18 protein-coding genes are annotated in these 18,931 nt (G+C 70.3%); 9 read left to right on the plus strand and 9 right to left on the minus strand.

What is annotated here, in order from left to right; translation table 11 throughout:
- Positions 1 to 2 precede the first annotated feature (2 nt).
- On the plus strand, positions 3 to 1,022 hold the full coding sequence (locus ACOQFR_RS01355) for a diguanylate cyclase domain-containing protein (protein ID WP_421377767.1): 1,020 nt from the start codon (positions 3 to 5) through the stop codon (positions 1,020 to 1,022).
- 62 nt (positions 1,023 to 1,084) lie between these two features.
- On the plus strand, positions 1,085 to 3,724 hold the full coding sequence (locus ACOQFR_RS01360) for a putative peptide modification system cyclase (RefSeq protein ID WP_421377769.1): 2,640 nt from the start codon (positions 1,085 to 1,087) through the stop codon (positions 3,722 to 3,724).
- On the opposite strand, the gene ACOQFR_RS01365 is transcribed toward ACOQFR_RS01360, so the two are convergent.
- Complete coding sequence (locus ACOQFR_RS01365) at positions 3,725 to 4,012, minus strand: NHLP-related RiPP peptide (protein ID WP_421377771.1); 288 nt, start codon at positions 4,010 to 4,012, stop codon at positions 3,725 to 3,727.
- 171 nt (positions 4,013 to 4,183) lie between these two features.
- Between ACOQFR_RS01365 and ACOQFR_RS01370 the strand changes: the two genes are divergently transcribed.
- Positions 4,184 to 5,359, plus strand: a complete 1,176-nt coding sequence (locus tag ACOQFR_RS01370) for a putative peptide maturation dehydrogenase (RefSeq protein ID WP_421377773.1) — start codon at positions 4,184 to 4,186, stop codon at positions 5,357 to 5,359.
- A 33-nt stretch (positions 5,360 to 5,392) separates the two neighbouring features.
- Here the strand turns inward: ACOQFR_RS01370 and ACOQFR_RS01375 are convergent, their stop codons facing one another.
- Together ACOQFR_RS01375 and ubiK are read right to left on the minus strand one after the other, a co-directional pair.
- Positions 5,393 to 6,913, minus strand: coding sequence for a YifB family Mg chelatase-like AAA ATPase (locus tag ACOQFR_RS01375; protein ID WP_421377775.1), 1,521 nt, complete (start codon positions 6,911 to 6,913; stop codon positions 5,393 to 5,395).
- A gap of 20 nt (positions 6,914 to 6,933) precedes the next feature.
- Positions 6,934 to 7,200: a ubiquinone biosynthesis accessory factor UbiK gene (ubiK, locus tag ACOQFR_RS01380; RefSeq protein ID WP_421377776.1), complete on the minus strand. Its 267-nt coding sequence runs from the start codon at positions 7,198 to 7,200 to the stop codon at positions 6,934 to 6,936.
- Between the two features lie 224 nt (positions 7,201 to 7,424).
- Between ubiK and ACOQFR_RS01385 the strand changes: the two genes are divergently transcribed.
- The 4 genes from ACOQFR_RS01385 (at position 7,425) to ACOQFR_RS01400 (ending at position 10,109) form a co-directional block, all read left to right on the plus strand.
- The gene (locus tag ACOQFR_RS01385; protein ID WP_421377777.1) at positions 7,425 to 8,741 is read left to right on the plus strand and encodes an ammonium transporter; all 1,317 of its coding nucleotides are present in this window, start codon (positions 7,425 to 7,427) and stop codon (positions 8,739 to 8,741) included.
- Between the two features lie 18 nt (positions 8,742 to 8,759).
- Positions 8,760 to 9,098 (plus strand): P-II family nitrogen regulator, encoded by a 339-nt coding sequence (gene glnK / locus ACOQFR_RS01390; RefSeq protein WP_421377778.1) that lies wholly within the window; start codon positions 8,760 to 8,762, stop codon positions 9,096 to 9,098.
- A gap of 161 nt (positions 9,099 to 9,259) precedes the next feature.
- Complete coding sequence (locus tag ACOQFR_RS01395) at positions 9,260 to 9,589, plus strand: LysM peptidoglycan-binding domain-containing protein (protein ID WP_421377779.1); 330 nt, start codon at positions 9,260 to 9,262, stop codon at positions 9,587 to 9,589.
- Positions 9,590 to 9,617: 28 nt separating this feature from the next.
- A complete protein-coding gene (locus tag ACOQFR_RS01400) occupies positions 9,618 to 10,109 on the plus strand; it encodes a hypothetical protein (protein ID WP_421377780.1) in 492 nt (163 codons plus the stop codon).
- Positions 10,110 to 10,184: 75 nt separating this feature from the next.
- Here ACOQFR_RS01400 and speE read toward each other — a convergent pair whose 3' ends face one another.
- Positions 10,185 to 11,045 carry a polyamine aminopropyltransferase gene (speE, locus tag ACOQFR_RS01405; RefSeq protein ID WP_421377781.1) on the minus strand — a complete coding sequence of 287 codons (861 nt, stop codon included), beginning with the start codon at positions 11,043 to 11,045 and terminating at the stop codon, positions 10,185 to 10,187.
- A 157-nt stretch (positions 11,046 to 11,202) separates the two neighbouring features.
- Here speE and speA point away from each other — a divergent pair, with 157 nt between their 5' ends.
- Together speA and ACOQFR_RS01415 are read left to right on the plus strand one after the other, a co-directional pair.
- The gene (gene speA / locus ACOQFR_RS01410; protein ID WP_421377782.1) at positions 11,203 to 13,092 is read left to right on the plus strand and encodes an arginine decarboxylase; all 1,890 of its coding nucleotides are present in this window, start codon (positions 11,203 to 11,205) and stop codon (positions 13,090 to 13,092) included.
- Positions 13,089 to 13,958 carry an NAD(P)-dependent oxidoreductase gene (locus tag ACOQFR_RS01415; protein ID WP_421377783.1) on the plus strand — a complete coding sequence of 290 codons (870 nt, stop codon included), beginning with the start codon at positions 13,089 to 13,091 and terminating at the stop codon, positions 13,956 to 13,958. The genes speA and ACOQFR_RS01415 overlap by 4 nt, the downstream gene beginning before the upstream one ends.
- On the opposite strand, the gene ACOQFR_RS01420 is transcribed toward ACOQFR_RS01415, so the two are convergent.
- The 5 genes from ACOQFR_RS01420 to ACOQFR_RS01440 all read right to left on the minus strand — a co-directional run bounded on the left by ACOQFR_RS01420 (position 13,955) and on the right by ACOQFR_RS01440 (position 18,894).
- The gene (locus tag ACOQFR_RS01420) at positions 13,955 to 14,755 is read right to left on the minus strand and encodes a hypothetical protein (protein WP_421377785.1); all 801 of its coding nucleotides are present in this window, start codon (positions 14,753 to 14,755) and stop codon (positions 13,955 to 13,957) included. The genes ACOQFR_RS01415 and ACOQFR_RS01420 overlap by 4 nt on opposite strands.
- Before the next feature lie 89 nt (positions 14,756 to 14,844).
- Positions 14,845 to 15,249: a hypothetical protein gene (locus ACOQFR_RS01425; RefSeq protein ID WP_421377786.1), complete on the minus strand. Its 405-nt coding sequence runs from the start codon at positions 15,247 to 15,249 to the stop codon at positions 14,845 to 14,847.
- Positions 15,250 to 15,277: 28 nt separating this feature from the next.
- Positions 15,278 to 15,871: an SPOR domain-containing protein gene (locus tag ACOQFR_RS01430; RefSeq protein ID WP_421377787.1), complete on the minus strand. Its 594-nt coding sequence runs from the start codon at positions 15,869 to 15,871 to the stop codon at positions 15,278 to 15,280.
- Positions 15,871 to 17,640 (minus strand): arginine--tRNA ligase, encoded by a 1,770-nt coding sequence (argS, locus tag ACOQFR_RS01435; RefSeq protein WP_421377789.1) that lies wholly within the window; start codon positions 17,638 to 17,640, stop codon positions 15,871 to 15,873. The genes ACOQFR_RS01430 and argS overlap by 1 nt, the downstream gene beginning before the upstream one ends.
- Before the next feature lie 219 nt (positions 17,641 to 17,859).
- Positions 17,860 to 18,894 (minus strand): hypothetical protein, encoded by a 1,035-nt coding sequence (locus tag ACOQFR_RS01440; protein WP_421377790.1) that lies wholly within the window; start codon positions 18,892 to 18,894, stop codon positions 17,860 to 17,862.
- Positions 18,895 to 18,931 lie beyond the last annotated feature (37 nt).

Below are 18,931 nucleotides of genomic sequence, written 5' to 3' on the forward strand. Positions count from 1 at the left end.
CCGTGACCCCAGCCGACCTCAGCGGCGGCGTCGCTTCCGGTGCCCGCAACGCCGGCACCGACGGCCGCCTGCCTTCGCAGCTTTCACCCGAAGAGTTCCGCATCCTGGCCGCCGCCGGCGTCAGCCGGGCGGTGCTGCCGGGCGAGGAGCTGTTCCGTCGCGGCGAGTCGGCCCAGAGCATGTTCCTGATCGACACCGGCGAAGTGCGCCTCGGCTTCGACGACGGCCTGGCCGACAAGCTGCTCGGGCCGGGCCAGTATTTTGGCGAGCTGGCGGTATTCATCGGCCGCCACCAGCGCTTCGCGCGCGCCGTGGCCGAGACCGCCGGCGTGCTCTACGAAATCACCCAATCGGCCTTCCAGTCCCTGGTCGAACGCGAGCCCGCGCACGTGGCGCGCTTCATGCAGCGCAGCTTCGCCTACCTGGTGGCCGGCGAGCACCAGCTGGTGCAGCACCTCAAGCGCCGCAACGAAGACCTGATGCAGACCCTGGACACGCTGCGCCAGACCCGCACCGAGCTCACCGTGGCCCAGCAGCTGGTGCGCACCGACGACCTGACCGGCCTGGCCAACCGCCGCGGCCTGTACCGCTTCTTGGACGAGCTGGGCCGGCAGAACCTCAACGACCTCAAGCTGGCCCTTCTGCTGGTGGACATCGACCACTTCAAGCAGATCAACGATCGCAGCGGCCACCTGGCCGGCGACGCCGCGCTGCGCGCGGCCGCCGAGGAAGTGCGGCGCATGGCCGGACCCCTGGAGCTGCCCTGCCGCCTGGGCGGCGACGAGTTCGCCCTGGTGCTGCGCGTCAGCGACGACGGCGAGCTGGCCAACCGCGCCCTGGGCCTGATGAGCGCGGTGCGAAGCCTGCGCCTGCCCAGCCTGCGCGAGCACCGGCTGTCGGTGAGCATCGGCGGCGCCTTCTGTGCCGATCCGGGCGGCTGGGCGCACTGGTACAGCCAGGCCGACCGCGCGCTTTACGAGGCCAAGCGCCAGGGCGGCGACCATTGGCGCCTGTCGCGCTGAACCGGTGGCCGCGGTACCGGAAGCCCTGCGTTCACCCCAGTACAGCCCGGACCCGGCCCTGAATGGACGCGACTGAACCGCGCAGCACGCACGCCCCGTCGTCGGCACCGGTCACCCCGGTGCTGCGCACGGTGCTGCTGTGCGACATCGTCGAGTCCACGGCGCTGGTCGAGCGCATGGGCGACATGCGTGCGGTGGCGCTGATGAAGCAGCACGACCAGCTGCTGCGTCAGGCGCTGGGCCTGTGCCACGGCCAGCTGATCGACAAGGCAGACGGCGTGCTGGCGCTGTTCGAGCGGCCGATCCAAGCCCTGGATTTCGCCCTGCGCTACCAGCGCGGCCTGCGCGAGATCGGCGCGGTGGAAGGCCTGGACCTGAAGGCGCGCATCGGCATCCACGTCGGCGACGTGATGACCTGGGCCAACGACCCCAAGGACGTGCTGACCGGCGCCAAGGCCTTCGAGGTCGAGGGCCTGGCCAAGCCGGTGGCCGCGCGCCTGATGAACCTGGCGCTGCCGGGCCAGATCCTGATGTCGGGCATGGCGCAGAACCTGTGCCACCGCGCCGTCGGCGAACTGGGCGAGGCCAGCCACAACCTGCGCTGGCTCATGCACGGCCGCTACAACTTCAAGGGCGTGCCGGCGCCGATGCTGGTGCACGAAGTGGGCGAGCCCGGCCTGTCGCCGCTGCGCGCGCCGGAGTCGGGCGCCAAGGCCTGGCGCGAGGTGCCAGTCTGGCGCCGTCCGCCGATGCTGGCCCTGGAGGTGCTGCTGATCGGCGCGCTGGGGCTGGCCCTGTTCTGGAGCAGCGTGCGCAGCCCGCCCGCCATCGCCTTCGCCGAGCGCGACTGGGTGGTGGTGGCCGACCTGCAGAACCGCACCGACGAAAAACTCTTCGACGATTCGCTCGACACTGCGCTGCGCGTGGGGCTGGAGCAGTCGCGCCACATCAACCTGGTATCCCAGCTGCAGATCGACCGGGCGCTGGAGCGCATGCAGCGCCAGGGCCAGCCCGTGGATCGCCAGCTGGCCACCGAACTGGCCCTGCGCGAGGGCGCCAAGGCCGTGATCCTGCCGACGGTGGCCGAGGTGGGCGGCGTGGTGCGGGTGAGCCTGGAAGTTATCGACCCCAACAGCGGCGTGACGGTCTACAGCGACAGCGCGGACGGCAGCGACGCGGGCGAAGTGCTGCCGGCCCTGGACGACGCCCTGACCAAGGTGCGTGGCCGGCTGGGCGAAGCCCTGGATCGCGTGGAATCCAGCCACCGTCCGCTGGAAACGGTGACAACCTCCAACCTGGAGGCACTGCGCGCGTATTCGCTGGGCCTGAAGGCGCGCTATGAGTCCCGGCTTGCCGATGCCCGACCCCTGTTCGAAGAGGCGATCCGGCTCGACCCGGCCTTTGCGATGGCGCACCTGAACCTGGCCTTCCTGCACTACTCCGAGAACGACGCGGCGCTCACGCGGCGGTACCTGGACCGGGCCCTGGAGAATCGCGACCACCTCACGCAGCGCGAGCTCATCTTCCTGGAGGGCGCCGAGGCCACGCTCAACAACCCCCAGCGCGCGGTGGAGAAGTTCAAGCTGCTGTCGGAGCTGTATCCGGACGAATACCGCGCCTATTACAACTATGCCTTCTTCGCCTACCTCGACCTGTTGCGCCCGGCCGAAGCCCTGGAAATGATGCAGGCGGGCCTGGTCCAGCGGAATCCGCGCCTGGGCTCGCTTTATTACCTGCAGGCCGCGGTGCAGATGTCGCTCAACCGCTATGACCAGGCCATCGCGTCGTTCGAGCAGGCCGAGTCCCTGGGTGTGGCCGGTTCCAAGGTGGACTTCATCGGCGTCTACGCGGCGCAGCGACGCTTCGACCTGGCCACGCGCACCGCGGGCACGCAGGCACAGTTCGACACCGCGGTGGCCGACCTCGAGTCGCGCCGGTTCGGCATCAGCCTGGCGATCGACCAGGGCGAGTTCGCGCTGGCCGAGGCGCGTGCCCGGGAACTGGTGCGCGACGCAAAAGACCAGGGCGTGAACGACCTGACCCTGAGCAGCCAGCTGGGCGCCGGGCTGATGGTCCGCAGCTATCAGCCGGACGCCGCCTTCGCGGACGACCTGTTGGCCTTTGCCGCCGCCCGCGGCGAGCGGCTCGCCCAGGCCGACGCCCTGGAGCAAAGGCACGTGGTGCTGCAGATCCTCGCCTCGGCCTGGATGTCCGCGCGCCTTGGCGACACCCGGACGGCGGTCCGGTTGATTGAAAGCGTTCAAGCCCACCCCTTGCTGGCGGCTTATCCGGCCAACGTGTCCATGCTGCGCATCGCGCGTGCCGAGGTGGCCCTGGCGGAAGGGCGGCCGGAAAGCGCCGTGGCGCTGCTGGACGGCCCGGTGGGCAAGGGCGAGGGACTGTATCTGGAGCGGGCGGTGCTGATGCGCGCACGCGCCGGTAGCCGGGAGTGGACACAGGCGCTGGTGCTGGCCCAATGGCTGGCGTCCAATCGCGGTCGGGCCTATGGCGAATTCGACGGAATGGGCATGCTCAAGCCCGCCAATCTGGCCGAGAGCAATCTGGCGCTCGGCGCATCTGCCGCCTATGCCCGCGAGCTGGGCCAGGCCAGCCAGGCGGAGGAGGCCGAGGCGGCCTTCCGCGCTGCCTGGCCGCGCGACGAAGCGCGCGCGCTGGCAGCCCGGAAGGTGCCCCCGCGCTGATCAGCGCTTGCTGGCTTCCAGTGCGATCGGCTGGTACGCGACCTTGCTCGAGGCCAACTGGGTGCGCAGCACGTCACGGCTGGCCTTGATGGCTTCCTTGCTGGCCAGTTCGCCGACGGTCATGCACATCCACGGGCCTTCCTCGACGGACTTGTCCGCCGCCTCCTTGTGACCGACCGTCGCCAGGGCCTGGCGCGGATCCTTCTGGAACAGGTCGCGGAACTTGTCGTCGCTGGAGAGCTTGTCGAGCAGCTTGTCGGTGGTGTCTTCGGAAAGTTGGAACGGCATGCTTCTTCCCCTGATGGTGGTGACGCGAAGTGACACAAGGACCAGCGCAAGGGCCGGGCGTGACCGGAGGTTTGCCCCGGGTGCGCGGCCGCTTCGGATCGAGGCTGGCGCGCTTGCAAGATAAACCGGCGCACTGGCACTGTCACGGTCCGCTCCCTGCCGGACCACCCCATGCGCCTGCGCCGCTGCCATCACCTGCTGGTCGAGCTCGACCAGGAGGCCCGGTTCGACGTGGCGAGCCTGCTGTCGGGCGGGGACGGACTGGTGCGGTCGGCGCGTTGGCTGGCCTATGCGGCGCACCTGACCGCCCCGGTCGAGGTGAGCCTTGAGCACCTCGCGGTGCTGCAGGCCGTGCCCAGGGACACGTGGGTCACGCGTGAGGCGATGGCTGCGCAGGGCGAGGTGGTGGACGAACTGCTCGCGCGGGGACTGCTGGTCAATGACGGCGAGGCGCACGCGGACTGGCGCTCCCGCGACCAGGGCGCCAGGGACGTGGCCTGGTGGCCACCGGCCCTGATCGCCCATGCCCATGGCGGCTGGGGCGACGTGGATATCCAGGCCCGCAACGAAAGCGGGCTGATGCTGAGCAGCCAGCAGATGGTGGACGCGTTCGGACCCGCGCCCGCGGCCGACCACCGGCGTGTCCCGGCGCAGACGCCGGTGCCCTTGTCCGCGCCGCGCCACAGCGACTTCGACGTGCTGCTGGCGGCGCGCCGCACCTGCCGCAACTTCGACGGCGACGCGGTGCTGGGGCGCGAGGCATTCGCCACGATGATGCGGCGGGTCTGGGGCGCGGTCGGCACCCGCGAGCTGGCGCCGGGCGCGGTGGCCGTGAAGAAGACCAGCCCCGCCGGCGGCGGACTGCATGCGGTGGAAGCCTATGTGCTGGTGCAGCGCGTGGAAGGCCTGGCGCCGGGCCTTTACCACTACCTGGCGATGGAGCATTCGCTCGAGCCGATGCGCTTGTGCTCCGCGGCCGAAGCCGCGGACTGGGCGCATCGTTTCGTGGCCGGGCAGGACTGGTTCAACAACGTGCCGGTGATGGTGGTGATGACGGCGCGCTTCGATCGCCTGTTCTGGAAGTACCGCCGGCACACCAAGGCCTGGCGCGTGCTGCATCTGGACGTGGGGCACCTGTCGCAGACGATGTACCTCTCGGCGACCGAGCTGGGCCTGGGCTGCTTCGTGACCGCGGCGATCAATGACCGGGCGGTGGAGACCGCGCTCGACCTGCCGCCCCTGCGCGAAGGGCCGATTGCGCTGGTCGGTTTCGGGCCGCGCTCGGACCGCATCACCACGATGGAACTCGACTCCGTGGTGCCGGTGACGCCTGCGCATCCGGACTGAGCCGGACCCGCGCGCGCTGGCCCGCGCGTGCACTCACCCCGCGCCCGGCAGCCCCCGGTCCAGCAGGCGATAGCCGATGGCTTCGGCCAGGTGCGCGGTGGCGATGTCGTCGCTGGCCTCCAGGTCGGCGATGCTGCGGGCGACGCGCAGGATGCGGTGCATGGCCCGGGCCGAAAGCTGCAGCCGCGCCATGGCCTGTTCCAGCAGCGACTGGTCGGCCGGCGCCAGGCGGCAATGCTGCTCGGTCTGGGCCTGCGTGAAGTGCGCATTGAGCGCGCCGGCGCGCGCCCGCTGGCGATCGCGCGCGGCCAGCACGCGCGTGCGCACCTGCGCGGTGGACTCGCCGCGCGGCGCCTCGGGACGCAGGTGCTCGGGCGGCATGCGCGGCACCGCCAGCTGCAGGTCGATGCGGTCCATCAGCGGGCCCGAGAGCTTGCTGCGATAGCGCAGCACCGACTCCGCGCTGCAGGCGCAGCGTCCGGACGGATCGCCGGCCCAGCCGCAGGGGCAGGGGTTCATCGCCGCCACCAGCTGGAAGCGCGCGGGAAACTGCGCCTGCCGGGCCGCGCGCGACACCGTGACCACGCCCGACTCCAGCGGCTGGCGCAGCACTTCCAGCGTGTGCCGGCTCCATTCGCCAAGCTCGTCGAGGAACAGCACGCCGTGATGGGCCAGCGAGATCTCGCCGGGGCGCGGATTGGGTCCGCCGCCGGCCATGGCCACCGAACTCGAGAGATGGTGCGGGGCGCGATAGGGCCGTTGCCGCCAGTGCGCCAGGTCGATGCCGCGGCCGCTGACCGAATGCACGGCCGCGGTCTCCAGCGCTTCGGCCTCGCTGGCGTCCGGCAGCAGGCCGGGCAGGCGCGAGGCCAGCAGGGTCTTGCCACAGCCCGGTGGTCCGATGAAAAGCAGGTGGTGCCCGCCGGCCGCCGCGATTTCCAGCACGCGACGCGCGCCGGCCTGTCCGCGCACGTCGCCCAGGTCGGGATACTGCCGCCCCAGCCCGCTGTCCGGGGCCGGCGGTTCCGCCAGCGGGAGCGACCTGAGGCCCTGCAGGTGTGCGCAGACCTCCGGCAGCGTGCGCGCCGTGCGCGCGTGCACGCCCTGAGCCAGCGCGGCCTCGGGCCCGTTGCCGGCCGGCAGGATCAGCAGGCGGCCCTCGGCCGCCGCCGCCATCGCCGCGGGCAGCACGCCGTCCACCGGCTTGAGTTCGCCGGTGAGCGCCAGTTCTCCCAGTACTTCAAGGTCGGCGAGTGCGTGCACCGGGATCTGGCCGCTGGCGGCCAGGATGGCCAGCGCGATCGCCAGGTCATAGCGGCCGCCGTCCTTGGGCAGGTCGGCGGGCGCCAGGTTCACCGTGATGCGGCGCTGCGGGAACTCGAACTGCGCGTTCTGGATCGCCGAGCGCACGCGCTCGCGGCTTTCGCGCACGGCTGCCGCCGGCAGCCCGACCAGGGTGAAGTTGGGCAGGCCACCGCCCAGATGCACCTCGACCCGGACCGCAGGCGCGACCACGCCGGCCCGGGCGCGGCTGTGCGCCAGCGCCAGGTTCATGGGGAGCGGGAAACGCCGACTTAGTTCTTGCTGTCGCCGGGCTGCGCGAGCCGCGCCTCGAGCACGGTCAGCGTGCGCTCGAGCGCGTCGAGTTTTTCGCGCGTGCGCAACAGCACCGCACGCTGCACTTCGAACTCCTCGCGCGTGACCAGGTCGAGCTTGCCCAGCCCCGCCTGCAGCGTCGCCTTGAAGTTCTGCTCCAGGTCGGCGCGCGCGTCCTTGAGGCCGGGCGGCACGAGGTCGCTGAGCTTGCGGGCGAGGTCGTCGAGGTTCTTGAGGTCGATCATGGCGTGGGCTCCGTGGGGTGCCGCCAGCATGCATCGCGACCGGGGCGGGGGGGCGTAGGAAACGCGCGGGGCCGGGGGTAGGAGAGGTCCGCGGCAGCGGAGTCCCGGCTCGGGCCCACAAATAGACCACGACTTGGATGAGCAATCAATCCGTCATGTGTGGGCGATGGTTCAGGTGCTCTCCCCCGAGTATCCCTTCCCTCAGCGTCTGGAGGCAGTCCCGTATGGTTTCCGCAAAGTTCCTGCGCCGATCCGGCGCCCTCGCACTGCTCGCGCCGCTGCCCGCCCTGGCCGCCCCACCCGTGCTCAACACCGGCGACACCGCCTGGATGATCGTCGCCACCCTGCTGGTCCTGATGATGACCATCCCCGGCCTGGCCCTGTTCTATGCCGGCATGGTCCGGTCCAAGAACGTGCTGTCGGTGCTGATCCAGTGCTTCGCGATCACCGCCCTGATCACGGTGCTCTGGGTGGCCTACGGCTACAGCCTGGTGTTCGACACCACCGGCATGGAAAAGGGAGTGGTCAACTTCAACTCCTTCGTCGGCGGCTTCGGCAAGGCCTGGCTGGCCGGGCTGGGCACCGACAGCCTGTCGTACGCGGTGCCGGAAAGCGTCTTCGTCACCTTCCAGATGACCTTCGCCATCATCACACCGGCCCTGATCGTCGGTGCTTTTGCCGAGCGGATGAAGTTCTCCGCCTTGCTCGTCTTCATGACCCTGTGGTTCACCCTGGTCTATGCGCCGATCGCGCACATGGTCTGGAGCGGCGACGGCGGCCTGATGTGGGACTGGGGCGTACTCGACTTCGCCGGCGGCACCGTGGTGCACATCAATGCCGGCATCGCCGGCCTGGTGGCGGCCCTGGTGCTGGGCAAGCGCAAGGGCTACCCGACGGTGGCGATGCCGCCGCACAACCTGGGCTACACCGTGATCGGCGCCAGCCTGCTGTGGGTGGGCTGGTTCGGCTTCAACGCCGGCTCGGCAGTGGCGGCCAACGGCACCGCGGGCATGGCCATGCTGGTCACCCAGGTGGCCACCGCGGCGGCGGCGCTGAGCTGGATGTTCGCCGAGTGGATCATCCACAAGAAGGCCAGCGTGCTGGGTATCGTCTCGGGCGCGGTGGCGGGCCTGGTGGCGATCACCCCGGCCTCGGGCACCGCCGGGCCGATGGGCGCCCTGGCCATAGGCGCCTCGGCGGGCCTGGTGTGCTTCGTGTTCTCCACCAGCATCAAGCGCTCGCTGGGCTACGACGATTCGCTGGACGTGTTCGGCGTGCATGCAGTCGGCGGCATCGTCGGCGCCATCCTCACCGGCGTGTTCGCGGCGCCGGCCCTGGGCGGCTTCGGCACGGTCACCGACATCGGCGCCCAGGTGTGGATCCAGGCCAAGGGCGTGGGTTTCACCATCCTCTACACCGCCGTGGCCACGCTTGTCATACTCAAGGCCATCCAGTGGACGATCGGCCTGCGGGTCAGCGAGGAGGCCGAGAGTGAAGGCCTCGACATCGCCCTGCACAACGAACGCGGCTACAACCTCTAAGGCATCGGGAGCTCACACATGAAAATGGTCATGGCCATCATCAAGCCATTCAAGCTCGACGACGTCCGCGAGGCGCTCAGCGAGGTCGGCGTCACCGGCGTCACGGTGACCGAGGTCAAGGGCTTCGGCCGCCAGAAGGGCCACACCGAGCTCTACCGCGGCGCCGAGTACGTGGTCGACTTCCTGCCCAAGATCAAGCTGGAAGTGGCGGTCACCTCCGACCAGGTCGACCGCGTGGTCGAAGCCATTCAGTCGGCGGCCAACACCGGCAAGATCGGCGACGGCAAGATCTTCGTCTACGAGCTCGAGAAAGTCCTGCGCATCCGCACCGGCGAGCTGGACGGCGACGCGCTCTGAGCTTGCGGGCGTCCCGGGAAGGCCCCGCGCAGGCGGGGCCTTTCTGTTTCCGGGCGGGAACCACCCGCAGGTCCCGAACCCGGAGTTCAGCGAACCGTTAAGCAAAGAGGCCACGCAGGGGGCTATGGTGGAGGCCGGACCCCTGAGTCCGGGAGAAGCCCATGACCACACCCCCCAAGAAAGCCGATTTTTCCAACGTCCAGGCCAAGGTCACCAGCACCGAAGCGCCGCGCGCGGATTTCAGCAACGTGCAGTCCAGCGTCACGTCCACCGAGCAGCCGCTGGAAGGCGGCGGTGGCGGCGGCACGCTCGACCAGCAGTACACCGTTGAAAAGGGCGACACCCTGTCGCACATCGCCAAGCGCTTCTACGGCAAGGCCAGCAAGTGGCCCGACATCTTCGCCGCCAACCGCGACCAGCTGAGTGATCCCGACCGCATCCGTCCGGGCCAGGTGCTGCGGATTCCCGCAGCGGATGCCCCGGCCGAATGACGCCCCTGTCCCCTTTCAAGGAATTCCGATGAATGCCAAGTCCCTGAGCTTCGCCGTGCTGGCCGTGGCGGTATCCCTGGCCCTGGTGGCCTGCAAGAAAGACGAGCCCCCCGCCCCGGCCCCCAGCACCGAAGTGGCGCCCGCGCCCGCCCCGGCGCCCGCACCTTCGCCGTCGGTCGCCGCCACCGCCTCCGTCACGCAGCTGCAGCTGGGCACGCCCGGTGCCGACGGCCGCGTGGGCTTCGAAAGCACCAATTTCGCGCCCACCGACACCATCGTCGCCTCGGTGTCCACCAACACCACCGACCCCACCGCCTCGGTCAGCGGCAAGCTGCTGGCCAAGTGGACCTACCAGGACGGCCAGGTGGTGAACGAGGAAGAGAAATACTTCACCTTCATCGGCCCCGGCGTCACCAACTTCCAGATCAGCAAGCCCGATGGCTGGCCGTCGGGGAACTACACGCTGAGCGTGGCGCTGGATGGCAACGTGGTGCAGACCCGCGAGTTCGTCGTGCGCTGAGGCCAGCGCGCCACCGAAAACCGGAAGGCCCCGCGATGCGGGGCCTTCCTTTTGGCGCCTTGCACCCGCCGCGCGTCAGTCGCCGAGCGCGCGCTGCATCATCGGCGGCATGGCCAGCGCGCCCTGGTGCACGTCGGCGGTGTAGTACTGGGTGTCGAAGGATTTCGCCGCGGCGTCGGCCCTGCGGAACTGCGTGAGGTCACGCTTTTCCTTCGAGGCGATGGTGCAGCTCCACCAGCCCGTGGGGTAGCACGGCTGCGGGAAGGGCAGGGTACGGAAATTGACGAAGCCGGCATCGGTCATGGCCGCGCGCATGTCCAGGATCAGCTGCATCAGGGCCAGCGGCGATTCGCTCTGCTGCACCAGCAGGCCGCCGGGACGCAGCGCGGCCAGGCAGGTCTCGTAGAAGGCGCGGTTGAACAGGCCTTCGGCCGGACCCACCGGGTCGGTCGAATCCACGATGATCACGTCGATCGAGCCGGGCGCCGCGTTCTTCATGTAGGCGATGCCGTCGTCGAACATCACCGTGGCGCGCGGGTCGCCGTTGGATTCGCACAGTTCCGGGAAATACTTCTCGGCCATGCGCGTCACCTGCTCGTCGATGTCGCACTGCACGGCGGTGCGCACGCCGGGGTGGCGCAGCACCTCGCGCAGGGTGCCGCAGTCGCCGCCGCCGATGATCACCACGTCCTTCGGATCGGCGTGGGTGAACAGCGGCGCATGCGCCATCATCTCGTGGTAGAAGAAATTGTCGCGGGTGGTCACCATCATGGCGCCGTCGATCAGCATGACGTTGCCCCAGTCGGTGCTCTCGTACATCTCGATCTTCTGGAAGGGCGACTGCACCTCCTCAAGCTTGCGGACCATGCGCAGGCCGAAGGCCGAGCCGGTGTGCTCGAAGTTTTCGTGCAGCCACGTCGATGAAGAGGAAGTCATCATTTTTCCAGATAGGTTCGTAGACGAGGCCGCATTGTAGCGGATCGCGCTTTTCACCAAGGTTTCCCCTGGCGCGCCCGCTCCCGGGCGGCCCTGCCTCGACCCGCCACCCCCGGGCGCTACAATGCGCGCCTCCCCCGCCTCCGGAACGACGCCCATGCCCGCCTGGTCCCTAGACCGCGCCCGCCACACCTACTCCGTGCCGTACTGGAGCGAGGGCTACTTCGACGTGGACGCCCGCGGCCACGTGGTGGTGCTGCCACGCGGCGCCGGCGGCCCGGCGCTGTCGCTGCCCGAGGTGGTGGACCAGGCCACCGCCGCCGGCCTGAAGCTGCCGCTGCTGCTTCGCTTCTCCGACGTGCTGGGCAACCGGCTGGGCAAACTGCAGGCCGCGTTCGCGCGCGCCATTGCCGAGCTCGACTACCGCGGCGGCTACACCGCCGTCTATCCGATCAAGGTGAACCAGCATCGCGGCGTCGCCGGTGAGCTGGCCTCGGCCGGCGGCGAAGGCTTCGGCCTCGAGGCCGGCTCCAAGCCCGAGCTGATGGCGGTGCTGGGCCTGGCCAAGCCGGGCAGCCTGGTGATCTGCAACGGCTACAAGGACCGCGAGTTCATCCGCCTGGCCCTGATCGGCCGAAAGCTGGGGCTGCAGACCTTCATCGTCATCGAGAAACCCTCCGAGCTGGCGATGGTGATCGAGGAATCCCGCGCGCTGGGCGTGAAGCCCGGCCTGGGCGTGCGCATGCGCCTGGCCTCGCTGGGCGCCGGCAAGTGGCAGAACAGCGGCGGCGACAAGGCCAAGTTCGGCCTCTCGCCGCGCCAGGTGCTGGACCTGGTGGAGCGACTGAAGGCGGCCGACATGCTCGACGCGCTGCAGCTGCTGCATTTCCACATGGGCTCGCAGATCTCCAACGTGCGCGACATCGCCAACGGCATGCGCGAGGCCGTGCGCTACTTCGTCGAACTCACCAAGATGGGCCTGGACATCCGCTACATGGATTCCGGCGGCGGCCTGGGCGTGGACTACGAGGGAACCCGCTCGCGCGGCTTCTGCTCGATGAACTACGGCCTGGACCAGTACGCGCACACCCTGCTGCAGCCGCTGGCGGAAGCCTGCACCGAGCATGGCCTGAAGCCGCCGATGATGGTGACTGAAGCCGGCCGCGCGATGACGGCCCACCATGCCGTGATGGTGGTGAACGTGTCCGAGGTCGAGCGCGCGCCGGAAGGCTCGGTGCCGCCGGAGACGCCGCAGGAACCGGCCGCGGTGCGCCACCTGCGCGAGACCCACGCCGCCCTGGGCGAGCGCCCGGCGCTGGAGCTCTACCACGAGGCCCAGCACCACTTGGCCGAGGGCCAGGCGCTGTACGCGCTGGGCCAGCTCACGCTGGACCAGCGCGCGCAGCTCGACGACCTCTTCTACGCCATCGCCCACGAGGTGCGTTCGCGGCTGACCGGCGAGGAGCGCAGCCACCGCGACGCGCTCGACGAGCTCAACGAGCGCCTGGTGGACAAGTATTTCGTCAACTTCTCGGTGTTCGAATCCATCCCCGACGTCTGGGCGATCGACCAGGTGTTTCCGATCGTGCCGATCGCGCGCCTGGACGAGGCGCCCGACCGCCGCGGCGTGATCGCCGACCTGACCTGCGACTCCGATGGCCGCATCGACACCTACGTCGAATCCGAGGCGCTGGACAGCTCGCTGCCGCTGCATTCCCCGCGCGCCGGCGAAAGTTACCGGCTGGGCATCTTCATGGTGGGCGCGTACCAGGAGACCCTGGGCGACATTCACAACCTGTTCGGCGACACCGACACGGCGAACGTGCAGCTCGACGCGCGCGGCGGTTATTCGGTGACGCGCCAGCGGCGCGGCGACACCACCGACGTGATGCTCGACTACGTCGGCTACGACCTGACCGAACTGCGCGCGACCTACCGCGCCAAGGTGGACGCCGCCGGCCTGGGCGCCGACGAGGCGGAGGCAATGCTGGCCGCGCTGGAGGCCGGGCTGACCGGCTACACCTACCTGCACGAGGAAAACGCATGAAGGCCGGTTTCATCGGACTGGGCGCGATGGGCGCGCCGATGGCCGGGCACCTGGCGGCCAAGGGCCTGCTGGCGGTGGTGGACAACCGCACGCGCAACAAGGCCGACGCGCTGGCCGCGCAGCTGGGCGTGCTTGCGGCCGCCACCCATTCCGACTTTGCGGGCTGCGACGTGGTGGCCCTGTGCGTACCGCGCGACGAGGACCTGGCCGGTCAGGTGACCGCCCTGGCCGAGGTGCTTCGGCCGGGAAGCGTGGTGGTCGACCACAGCACGGTGTCGGTGGCGGCCGCGCGCAGCGCGCAGGCCCTGCTGTCGGCGCGCGGCATCGGCTTCCTCGACGCGCCGGTGTCGGGCGGCGTGGAGGGTGCGCGCAACGGCAAGCTGTCGGTGATGGTGGGCGGCGATGCCGCCGACCTGGAAATCGCGCGGCCCGCGCTGGAGGCCTACGCCGCGCGCATCACCCACATGGGCGGCACCGGCAGCGGCCAGGCGACCAAGGCGGTGAACCAGGTGCTGGTGGCCGGCATCAACGAGGCCGTCTGCGAAGGCCTGGCCCTGGGCGAGCGGCTGGGCCTGGATCCGGCGCGGCTGATCCCGACGCTGATGGCGGGCGCGGCCAGCAACTGGTTCCTGGACAAGCGCGGCGCGACGATGCTGCAGGGCCAGTTCGCGCCCGGCTTCAAGTGCAGCCACATGGCCAAGGACCTGGGCATCGTGCAGGCGATGGCGCGCGAGGCCGGCCTGCGCAGCCCGGTGGTGGACATGGCGCGCGCGGACTACGAGCAGCTGAGCCTGCGGGGCGAAGCCGACTCCGACACCTCGGCGCTGATCCTGCTCAAGCGCATGCCGGCGACGCGGGACGACTAGCGCGCCGGCGCTGGCGGCGGCGCGGCGTCCATCGAGCGCAGCAGGTCCTGCATCGGCGCCTGGCTGACCACCAGCAGGCCCTTCTGCGGCCGGTCCAGGTCGGTGATCAGCAGCAGCACGGTCGCGAAGGCCAGCACCATCACCAGCACCACCGGCGAGCGCCGGCCCTTGGCCAGGCCCGCCTGGTAGCCGACCGCGCCCATCGTGAACAGGGACACCAGGTACAGCGCGAACCAGATGCTGCCGGCAATGCGGTTGCGCACGCCGTGGTTGAGGCGGGTGGCGTGCAGGTCGATGACGTCGTTGATCGCACCGACGAACAGCGCAATCACGCGCGCGTCGTCCTCCCGCCGGCTCATGGCCTCGGCCTGCGCCCACAGGTCGACGTGCAGGCGTTCGGAGGCGGCGATGCCGCGGTCGCGGGTGGCCGGCTCGGCGAAGTCGATGCGGGCACGGGCGTAGTCGTGCAGCAGGGCCCGGGTGCGGCTCGCCTCGGGCTCGGCCAGCAAGCCGGCGCGCAGCCAGGCGGTGCCGATCGCGTTGGCCTCGTTGAGCACGATTTCCTTGCGGTCCTCGAAGCGCGACGAGGCCAGGCCGAAGGTGAAGGCCAGCATGAAGGCGAGCAGGCCGAGCGTGGCGCCCACCATCGCACCCACCGCGCTGCCGTCCTCGGGTTCGTGATGGTCGCGCCGGCGCCGGCCCGCGACCAGGCCCAGTTCCACCGCGCCAATCGACAGGGCCACCGTGCCCAGGTACACCGCCCACAGCGGCAGCGCGTCGAACCAGTCATGCAGCATCGCGGGGTCCCCGGCCCGCGCGGGGCGCGGTCATGGGGACGATTGTGCGTAGCCGTGGCCGGCGCGGGCAAGCGTGGCCGGGCGCCGGCTCAGCGTGGCGGAGGCACCAGGGTTACCCGGTCGCGGCCCAGCCAGTCCAGCGCCGAATCCAGGTCGAAGAACAGGCGCAGGAAGTGGATGCCGAGGTTGCCGCACTGGATGGCGAAGAATTCGAAGTCGGCGCGCGAGCCCGAGGCCGGGTCGATCAGGATGGCGATGCGGAGGTCGGCGCCGAAGCCGGCGTCCTCGCCGCGCCGCGGCATGTCGAAGATCTCGGCGGTGCCCAGCGCCAGCCGGGTCAGCCGGTGGTCGATGAGGAAGCGGGCACAGTGCCGCCGGTGGCCTTCGGTGACGGCGTCGCGGGTGAGCTGGCGCAGGTCGGCGCGGCTGAATTCGCCTTCGGCCACCACCCGCACCATCTGGCGGTCTTCCAGGAAATCGACGGTCCAGCCCATGCCCTGACCTCCGCGTTGCCGCTGCCGACTATTGTGCGCGTATCGCCACCGCTTCGATGCCGTGGTTGGCCAGCGCCGCCTTTGCCGCGGCCAGCGCGCCGGCCGTGGGGTAGGGCCCCAGCCGCACGCGGTACAGCGTACCGCCCTCGACCTGGGCCGCCTCGACCCGGGCGACTTCGCCGGTGAGGGCGATGCGTGCCTTCAGCGCGTCGGCGTCGGACGACGACCGGAAGGCGCCGGCCTGGATCAGGAAGCGAACGCTGTCGGCCTGCGGCGGCACGGTGGCGTCCGGCGGCGCGGCGGCCTCGGCCTGGGCCTGGGCGTTGAGCTCGGCATCCGGGATGACAAATTCGCGCTCGCGCAGCTCGTCGAAGAAGGTGAACTCGGGCTTCTTGGGTTCGGGCGCGGCCTGCTGTGCCACCGGTTCCTCGGTGGCCTGGGGCGCCTTGGCTTCGGGGTTGGGCTGCGGCAGCAGGCTGCCGGCCTCGCCCCACTGGCCGCGAAGCAGCAGCACCGCGGCGATCACCAGGCCGCCGAGCAGGCCCACCAGCAGCCAGATCCAGCCCGGCACGCCGCTGCCGCCGTTGCGGCGGGCCTGGTTCTTGCTGGAACGTCTTGCCATTACATGGTCTCCGGGGCGGACACGCCGAGCAGGGCCAGGCCGTTGGCCAGGACCTGCTGGGTGGCCTTGCTCAGGCCCAGGCGCGCGTTGCGCAGCTCTTCGTCGGGCACGAGGATGGGTTGGGCATTGTAGAAAGCGTGGAAGGCCGCGGCCAGTTCACGCAGGTAGTTCGACAGCACCTGCGGCGCGCGATTCTCGGCCGCGGCCTCGATCACTTCCGGATAGCGCATCAGCTCATTGAGCAGCTCGTCCTCGTGCGGCTCCACCAGGCGCTTGCGGGCGGCCTCGGCGGCGCTGCGGTTGTAGCTGAGCTGCTTCTCGGCCAGCTGGCGGAACAGCGAGCTGACGCGGGCGTGCGCGTACTGGATGTAATACACCGGGTTTTCGTTGGAGCGGCTCTTGGCCAGGTCCAGGTCGAAGTCCAGGTGCTGGTCGTTGCCGCGCATCACGTAGAAGAAGCGCGCGGCGTCGGTGCCCACTTCCTCGCGCAGCTCGCGCAGGGTGACGAAGCTGCCGGCGCGGGTGGACATCTGCACGCGCTCGCCGCCGCGGAACAGGATGGCGAACTGCACCAGCTGGATCTCGATGCGCGCCGGATCCAGGCCCAGGCCTTGGGCCGCGGCCTTCAGGCGGGCGATGTAGCCGTGGTGGTCGGCGCCGAAGATGTACAGCGCCCGGCCGAAGCCGCGCTCGAACTTGCTCAGCAGGTAGCCCAGGTCGGAGGCGAAATAGGTCGTGACGCCGTTCTCGCGCACCACCACCCGGTCCTTGTCATCGCCAAAGGCGGTGGCGCGGAACCAGGTGGCGCCCTGGTCCTCGAACAGGTGGCCGTTCGCGCGCAGGGTGTCGATCGCGCGCTGCACGTAGCCGTCGGTGGCCAGCGAGCGTTCGGAGAAGAAATTGTCGTGCACCACGCCGAAGCCGGCCAAGTCGTCGCGGATGTCGCCCAGGCACCAGGTCAGGCCGGCCTCGAACACGCTGCGGTAGCCGGACTCGCCGAGCAGCTGCTTGGCGCGGGCGATCAGGCCGTCCACGTGCAGCTCCTTGTCTCCGGCCTCGCCCTGGCCCTCGTCGGGCGGCAGGCCGTCGCTGATCTCGATGGCGCTGCGGCGCAGCGAGTCGCCGGCCTTCGCGCGCAGGCCACGGGCGATGTCCACCACGTAGTCGCCCTTGTAGCCGTTGACCGGGAAGCGCACGTTCACGCCGCCCAGCTCGTGGTAGCGCAGCCACACCGACACCGCCAGGATGTCCATCTGGCGGCCGGCGTCGTTGACGTAGTACTCGCGCTGCACGGTGTGGCCGGCGGCATCGAGCAGGTTGGCGACGCTGGCGCCGTAGGCGGCGCCGCGGCCGTGGCCCACGTGCAGCGGGCCGTTGGGATTGGCCGACACGAACTCGACCGTGACCGATTCGCGGCTGCCGGCGGGCTGGCGGCCGTAGTCCTTGCCCAACTCGAACACGCGCCGCACGGTGCCCAGGCGGCAGCTGCGGGCGATGGTGAAGTTGATGAAGCCCGGGCCGGCGATGGAGACCTTCTCCACGTGCTGGGAGCTGGGCAGGGCGGCCACCAGCAGCTCGGCCAGCTCGCGCGGCTTCATGCCGGCCGGCTTGGCCAGCAGCAGGGCGATGTTGCTGGCGTAGTCGCCGTGCTCGCGCGACCGGGTGCGCTCGATCACGAAATCGGGTGTCGGCAGGTCCTGGGACAGGCGGCCGTGCCGCCGCAGGTCCAGCAGCGACTGCGCCACCAGTTCGCGAATGTGCTCTTTCACCGAAGGAATTTCCGCTTGGGGGAACTGCCTATTCTAGCGCGGCGGGGGCGGGGTGCTGTCACCGGGCTGTCACCGCGGGCCCGGACAATGCGCTCGACACGCCTAGACACCGTGTTCCTCTCCTTCATTCGGCCCGGCGGCAGCGTCGGGTTCCGGGGCAGTGACCGACCTTCGGGTCGGTCTTTTTTTGCCCGTCCACCGGCGACGGGCGCGGCGCGTTCAGCCGGCCTCTTCGCGGCAGAGGGCCGCGAAGGCATCCAGCACCGCCTGCCCGTTGGCCGGGGGCTGGTGCTCGAAGCGCTGCTGGAGCCGCTGGCTGACCCGCCGCACCAGCGGGCCATTGACCAGCTTGCGCGGCCCGAACACGCGCTCGCCCTCGCGCGAGCAGAAGCGGTGCAGGTCGAAGAAGTAGGTGATCTGGCCGCCGCTGAGGAAGCCCAGGCAGGGCCGGCCGCTCTCGGGCAGGGCCAGCGAGCGGCCCTGGCGGCGCTCGCGCTCGCGGCAAAGACGCTGGGCGCTTTCGGCCAGCAGGGGAAATTCCTCGCCCACGTTGGCGGTGTCCAGGTCGGCGGCCAGGCGGCCCAGGCGTTCACCGCGGTGGGCGCCGGCGTCGGCGTTCCATTCCGAGTGCTCGCCGTCGAGCCACAGGCCCAGGCCGCGGGCCAGCGATCCACCGGCCACGCGTGCCATGTCCTCGGCATCGGGGTGGGGCAGTGGACGCGGGTCGAAGGTGCTGCCGGCGATCATCAGTTCGAGCGCGAGGTAGAGGTCGCGGTCGGGGCCGCGGTCGAAGCCGCAGGTGTCGAGGATGCGGAAGGTCTCGGCAATGCTGGCGGCTTCGTTGCCGCCGATCGGGCCGGGTACGTCCCGGGTCTCGCGCTGGCGCAGGTCGTGGCAGGCGGCGAACAGCAGCAGGGCAAGCGCATCGTCGGTGGGCAGGCCGTTCGGGCCCAGGCCATCGATCACGCGGGTGAGCCGGCGTTCGGCCAGCTCGAGTACATGGTCTTCGTTATGGTAGTCGTGCGGGTCGTCGCCGAAGCCGCCGTGGCGTCGGCCCAGGCGTGCCAGGCCAAGCAGGGCCGCGTCGCGGTGGCGCGGTGCGCCGCGGCCGTCGGTGATGCGCGCCACCATCGCATCAATGCGGGCAGGAATGTCGGGACGCCGTTCCTGCAGCAGCGCCAGCGCGGCGGCGGCATCGGGCAGTTCGCGCTCGATCGGGTCGGGCGGATATAAGCGGGAGTATCCGAGGATCACACCGGCTCCATGCTGCGGCCCCCTGCCGCCAACGGAG

It is taken from the genome of Arenimonas sp. MALMAid1274 (assembly GCF_049195245.1).
In the GTDB taxonomy this organism is placed as follows: Bacteria; Pseudomonadota; Gammaproteobacteria; order Xanthomonadales; family Xanthomonadaceae; genus Arenimonas.